Source organism: Sporofaciens sp. SGI.106 (assembly GCF_050314255.1).
GTDB lineage: Bacteria > Bacillota > Clostridia > Lachnospirales > Lachnospiraceae > Claveliimonas.
The window spans coordinates 1-6084 of sequence record NZ_JBNPMZ010000038.1 but is presented as its reverse complement, the minus strand read 5'-3'; the positions used below and the strand labels follow the sequence as shown (position 1 = coordinate 6084).

9 protein-coding genes and 1 pseudogene are annotated in these 6084 nt (G+C 37.2%); all 10 read left to right on the top strand.

The window, feature by feature from the left end; all coding sequences use genetic code 11:
* Nucleotides 1–264: 264 nt before the first annotated feature.
* A complete protein-coding gene (locus ACQRCC_RS15385) occupies nt 265–960 on the top strand; it encodes a flavodoxin family protein (RefSeq protein ID WP_427851624.1) in 696 nt (231 codons plus the stop codon).
* Nucleotides 961–999: 39 nt separating this feature from the next.
* Nucleotides 1000–1392: a GNAT family N-acetyltransferase gene (locus ACQRCC_RS15380; protein WP_427851623.1), complete on the top strand. Its 393-nt coding sequence runs from the start codon at nt 1000–1002 to the stop codon at nt 1390–1392.
* A complete protein-coding gene (locus tag ACQRCC_RS15375) occupies nt 1364–1666 on the top strand; it encodes a GNAT family N-acetyltransferase (protein WP_427851622.1) in 303 nt (100 codons plus the stop codon). Before ACQRCC_RS15380 ends, ACQRCC_RS15375 begins: the two co-directional genes overlap by 29 nt.
* Before the next feature lie 240 nt (nt 1667–1906).
* Nucleotides 1907–2254, top strand: coding sequence for a type II toxin-antitoxin system RelE/ParE family toxin (locus ACQRCC_RS15370; RefSeq protein WP_427851621.1), 348 nt, complete (start codon nt 1907–1909; stop codon nt 2252–2254).
* Nucleotides 2255–2259: 5 nt separating this feature from the next.
* Entirely contained in the window at nt 2260–2571 is a 312-nt protein-coding gene (locus ACQRCC_RS15365; protein WP_427851620.1) for a helix-turn-helix domain-containing protein, read from the top strand.
* A 172-nt stretch (nt 2572–2743) separates the two neighbouring features.
* Nucleotides 2744–2965, top strand: a pseudogene (locus tag ACQRCC_RS15360) (ATP-binding cassette domain-containing protein); the annotation flags it as partial.
* A gap of 312 nt (nt 2966–3277) precedes the next feature.
* A complete protein-coding gene (locus ACQRCC_RS15355; RefSeq protein WP_427851619.1) occupies nt 3278–3940 on the top strand; it encodes a response regulator transcription factor in 663 nt (220 codons plus the stop codon).
* 48 nt (nt 3941–3988) lie between these two features.
* The gene (locus ACQRCC_RS15350; protein ID WP_427851618.1) at nt 3989–5311 is read left to right on the top strand and encodes a sensor histidine kinase; all 1323 of its coding nucleotides are present in this window, start codon (nt 3989–3991) and stop codon (nt 5309–5311) included.
* A 211-nt stretch (nt 5312–5522) separates the two neighbouring features.
* Nucleotides 5523–5804 (top strand): hypothetical protein, encoded by a 282-nt coding sequence (locus ACQRCC_RS15345; protein ID WP_427851617.1) that lies wholly within the window; start codon nt 5523–5525, stop codon nt 5802–5804.
* A gap of 96 nt (nt 5805–5900) precedes the next feature.
* The coding region (locus ACQRCC_RS15340) for a hypothetical protein (RefSeq protein WP_427851616.1) at nt 5901–6084 on the top strand (184 nt) is incomplete at its 3' end.

The following is a 6084-nucleotide window of genomic DNA, read 5'->3' as shown; positions in this document are numbered from 1 at the left end:
TGTAAATTTACCAAATCGACAAATCAATCTTTTCCATTCGTAGTAAAGGGTCGCATGAAAATATACTTAGATAATCGCGTGTAAAACAGGTCGGAATCCGTGTGGTTCCGGTCTTTTTTGAGGAGATTATGATATAAGTAAGATAAATATCTTAAAAATTGACACAGATGTATGTTATAATCGACTATCATTAGTCGGAAATATTTTGTAGAATATTAGATGAATAAATATGTTGAGAAAAATCAGATTTTGAGGAGATAGCAGATGAAAATTGTAATGTTGAATGGACAGAATCATAAGGGAAGTACGTATCATATTGGACGAATGATTGCGGATAAGATTCCCGGTAATAATGAAATCAGAGAGTTCTTCTTTCCGAGGAATCTGAATCATTTTTGTATGGGATGTTATCAATGTATTGAAGATGAAAAGGCATGTCCATACTATGAGGAGAAAAAGGTTATTCTTGATGTTATCAAGGATGCTGACGTGTTGATTGTAACAACACCGAATTACTGTTCGCATGTATCAGCACCGCTGAAAGTATTTATCGATCTGACATTTGATTACTGGATGTCGCACAGACCGAGGAAGTGTATGTTCAGTAAGCGTGCTGTGATTGTTTCGACTTCGGCAGGATCCTCTCCAAAGTCGGCAATGAAAGATGTGGAAGATGCTTTGCTTTATTTGGGGGTGCCGTCTATTACGAAGTACGGAATCGCTGTTCAGGCAATGAACTGGGACGGAGTCAGGATATCCAAAAAAGAAAAAATTGATAAGGATACAAGCAGAATTGCTGCCAAACTTAGCAGAAGAGAGAAACCACACGTTGGAATCAAGACGAGATTCATATTTAATATGATGAGGATGATGCAGAAAAGCGGCTGGGGATCTTCGCCTGTGGAAAAGGAGTATTGGGAGCAAAATGGATGGCTTGGAAGAGAGCGGCCATGGAAATGATGTAAAGGTGAACGAATGTTTGCAGGAAGGGAATTTGAAATGAAAATATCGATCAGAAAATGGGAAACAACAGATGCAAAGTCACTTGCATCTACACTGTCCAATAGAAAAGTAATGAACAATCTGAGGGATGGATTGCCATATCCATATACCGAAAAAGATGCGTTGGATTATATTCATTTTGTCATCAATTCCGATGCGAACAATACATTTGCTTATGCGATTGATGTGGATGGTACAGCGGTAGGAAGCATAGGAGCTTTCCGACAGGGAAATATCCATTCCCGTACGGCGGAGCTTGGCTATTATCTTTCTGAAGAATATTGGAGCAAAGGTGTTATGACAGAGGCTGTACGACAGCTTTGTGAAAAGCTTTTTAATGAGACGGATATTCTTCGGGTTTTTGCCGAGCCATTTTTATGGAGCGTTTGAAGGTGACAGTCTGATCGGTACGCTCTCTATGAGAGAGCCTCAGCATATTGGCGGTTTCTTTGTTAAATCAGATTACCACAGAAAAGGAATCGGGCGAGATTTATTCAATACCATGAGGAGAGACTATGACAAGCAGGAATTTACTGTAAATTCTTCGCCGTATGCAGTGGAGATATACAGACATCTTGGATTTGAAGAGGTGGAGCAGGAACAGACGGTGAACGGTATCAGATTTACACCGATGAAATATGTGGAGAAAATAACCATAAAATAATAAGTCGGATTAACGTTAAAAAGGCGTCGCAAACATCTCTGGTGATTTTGCCGTTTGCAGTCATTGGTGGTATTACTGTTGGAATGTACACCTTTGAGTATTCCACTCCGGATCCGCTTCGCTTATGATGAGATGGTAAATTATAATTTCGAGAATAATTCAAACAATAATTGACACCCTACAAAATAGGGTATAATATAATGCTATAAAGATAATGAAAGGCAACATACAAATATACAAATGACAAGAACATTTATAGAAGTACCACTATTTACTAAGAGATGGAAAGAAATCGGACTTGGTGATGATGAACTTCAAGCATTACAGATGTTTTTATTAAAAGATCCAGAATCAGGTCCTGTAATGGAAGGTACAGGAGGGATTCGTAAAGTCAGATTTCCACTTGAGCACAGAGGAAAAAGCGGAAGCATTAGAGTGTGCTATACAGATTTTGCAGAATATGAAGTCACTTATTTAATAACTGCGTTTGAGAAAAAAGAGCATGAAAACCTTACAAAAGAAGAAAAAAATGTACTTAAGAAGTTAGTGAAATCGTTAAAAGAAGAAGCTGCAAAGAATAGGAGATGATTTTTATGAGTTCACTGTTTGATGATTTGAAACAGGGATTAGAGGAAGCTATTGATTTTGAAAGAGGAAATGGTAAGGCGAGAGTAAAAACATATATGATTATGCCAATCAAGAAATACTCAAATAAAGAGATTAGAGAAATTCGAATAAAAGCAGGTATGACTCAAAGTGTGTTTGCATCTTATATGGGAGTTTCAAAAAAGACTGTAGAAGCATGGGAATGCGGAAGAACACATCCTACAGGTCCAGTTTACCGATTGTTGGACATTTTAGCGACTGAGGATTTGGATGAGACTGATTTTGTTGTTGTGAAATAGAATTATCCCTACCCAACTATTTACAAATGTAGTATTTAAACTCTATAACTGGGAGGCGTATCATCAGAAATGGTGATACGCCTCTTTTTAACAGGAAAAGATCAATCTTTATTAAATCTTTATTTTTCCCTGTTATTCTTTTTCTATAAAAACGAGGAAAGAAGGAATAAGTATGGAAATGGTGCTTCAAACGAAAGATCTTTGCAAGTCATTTAAGAAACAGAAGGCGGTAAATAATGTTTCACTCAATATTGAAAAGGGGAAAGTCTATGGTCTTCTTGGACCTAATGGAGCCGGAAAATCTACAACTCTGAAAATGATTACTGGTGTTTTAAGACCGACAGCAGGTGAGATTTATTTCGATGGAAAGCCATGGAGCAGGCTTTCCTGTTCTGATTGGAATGTTTACTGCAAGTATCATGGAACAGGAGCAAAATGCCGGAGTATACCAGAATCTGCTCACCTTACGAAAAAAGACGATAGCATTTTTGTCTAAGGTAATACTTTTGCTTATGTTTAGCTTGTTTCATGGACTGGCAGATTACCATACACTTATTTACAGATTGCTTTCGGAGAATCGGGAGCACTAAATGAAATGAAGTCTGTAATACCAGTATTTTGCGTGTTTACAGTGTTTAGTATGGTATATTATTTATTGTGGGCATCCCATTGGGAAGGAAGTAAAATATCAGATTAGAGGGACAAAATGGCGAAAATATTAGTAATTGATGATGATACAGCAATCCTTGATATGATAGGAGCAATTCTGAACAAGGATGGACATCAGGTCACAAAAATAAGCAACCCGCTTGAGATAAATATGGAAAAAGTGAATCTTTATGATCTGATTTTGCTGGATATTATGATGCCCGGAATGGACGGATTCGCATTGTGTTCAAGAATCAGGAAGCTTGTTGACTGTCCTATTTTGTTTCTTACAGCAAAAACAGAAGAAAGCAGTCTGGTAAATGGTTTGTCATTGGGAGCAGATGATTATATCTGTAAGCCATTTGGGGTTATGGAACTTCGTGCGAGAGTTGCTGCTCATCTTAGGCGGGAACACCGGGAACATTCTGTCAGAATGGTTGTTGGGCATGTCTGCTTTCATTTATCTTTAAAACAGATGATGGCTGATGATAAGGAAATTCCTCTTACAAAGGCGGAGTATGAAATTTGTGAGTTCCTTGCAAAAAACCGTGGGCAGGTTTTTTCAAAAGAGCAGATTTTGGAGCAGGTATTTGGATTTGACAGTGAGAGCAATGACAGTACAATTACAACTCATATTAAAAATATAAGGACAAAGCTCTCAGACTTCCATTGCATGCCGATAAAAACAGTCTGGGGGATTGGATATAAATGGGAAGAGTAGAGAAGAAGCAGTACACTTAGTAGAATCTTTCTAAGATATGTACTGGTTATGCTTGGACTTTTGTTAACGTTGGGGATATGTACAGTCCTTATATTTAATATTCTTGTTAACGTAGGCGGTATTTATCCGGCTAATTACGCGGAAAGGAAGATCAATGAAGCCTATGATTTGATTCAGAACGCAGACGAAGTGACGGAGGACATCATACCGGTTCTTTGCCATTATGTTATTTTTTCTACGGACGGTGAGGTGCTTAGTGGAAATATGCCGGAAGATTCGGTAAAAATTGCGTGGAACGTTGCTAATCATGGAAACGCATCAGGAGACTATTTTTATAAGGTGATTCCACGTCCGGACGAATATGTTGTTCTGCAGTACAGCCTGACACCACAGTATCAGTCTGCGTTTCTCAGAGAACATTTCATAGAACCACAAGATTTGATAACGATCATAGTTATTCTGAGTGGAATTATAATTATCTTGTTGCCATCTGTAAGCTTCGGGAAAAAAATGAAGCGAAAAATGAAACCGGTAATGAATGCAGTAGAGAGAATCAAGAATCAGGATCTTGAATATGAGGTGTCTTATTCCGGAGTGAAAGAGATTGATGATTGCCTGTCATCTATAGATGAGATGAGAAATGCATTGAAGGATTCTCTGGAACGACAATGGAAGACAGAACAGGAAAAAAACAGACAAATGTCTGCATTGGCGCATGACATAAAAACTCCGATTACTGTCATAAGAGGCAATGCAGAACTACTTTCTGAAATGGAAATGACAGAAGAACAGGAAAAATATATTGATTATATAGCCAGCAGTGCATTGCAGATACAAAACTATGTGCAGACATTAATAGAAGTAACAAAATCCGTAGATGGTTATCAATATAGATTCGAGAAAATAAGGATAGAAGACATCCTTGGTGACATCAAAAAACAAACATGTGGACTCTCTGAAGTTTTCAATCTGAAAATTAACTGGGAAGAACAATATATCAGCGAAACAGTAAATATTGTTTATGACCAGGTTGTAAGAGCTGTTATGAATATTATTAAAAATGCAGCAGAACATACACCGAAAGGAGGAACAATCAATATTTATATCGAAGAGCAGAGTGGAGAGTTCATATTTACAGTGGAAGATAGCGGCAGTGGTTTTACAAAAGAAGCACTGCTGCACGGAACAGAACAGTTTTTTATGGATGATACAAGCAGAAGTGGCGGTGTGCATTATGGTATTGGATTGTTTTCTGCAAAATCAATAGCCAAAAAGCATGGTGGAAGATTATTACTCACAAATTCGGAAGAAACCGGCGGAGCGAAAGTGGAGATTTGTTTTCCCCTTGAAAAAGATTGTTTTGCGAGATGATTAAGAAAACATTATGAAAATAAGGATATGTAAATTCAGTGTAAAACAGACCGGAATCCGTGTGGTTCTGGTCATTTTTTTGCGAATATGGTATCTTTGAAATTAGCAATGGGCGTAAAGTTGTATATTTATTGTGGTGATAGAGAAATAGAATTTCAATATTTTATTGTTGGAAGGGATGATAATCCTTTTCTCCATGAAAAAATTGAAAATGAGAAAAATAAGGATAGGAAAGGTCAATATTACGCCGTTTTTGTGTTTTGTTTCTATAATGCTTTTGTGCACAGCAGTAGAGTTATTAACAAGTGTACGTTTTGGTATTATTGGGATGGCTGTGTTATATGGTGTTTGGCCTGTTCTGAATAGTATTTTTGTGTCACTGAAGAATAATAGACCAAAAGTATTTGGAATGATCAGTTATTTGCTGATTGGCTTGTTTCTTATGGATGTGGCAGCAAGGTTTTTCGTTGGCGGAAATTATGTTGGGCCATAATGGAATAGGAGAAACACCTGTTGGAATATATGTTGATGCAATGACAAAAAATCTATGAAACAATGGTTTTGTCTGCGTGTAAATTGGAGATGCAAAATGAACAGGAAAACGGAAAACATATTATGCATATTGCTTTCTTGCATTGCAATTTGTGTAGCGACGATAGGATTGTTTTATTCAGATGGGGGAGAATCCATTCTTGTAAACAATATATATGGACAACAAGTAGAATTATATGGAAAAGGAATATATGCCTATAATTCATTGATGACGGTATCAA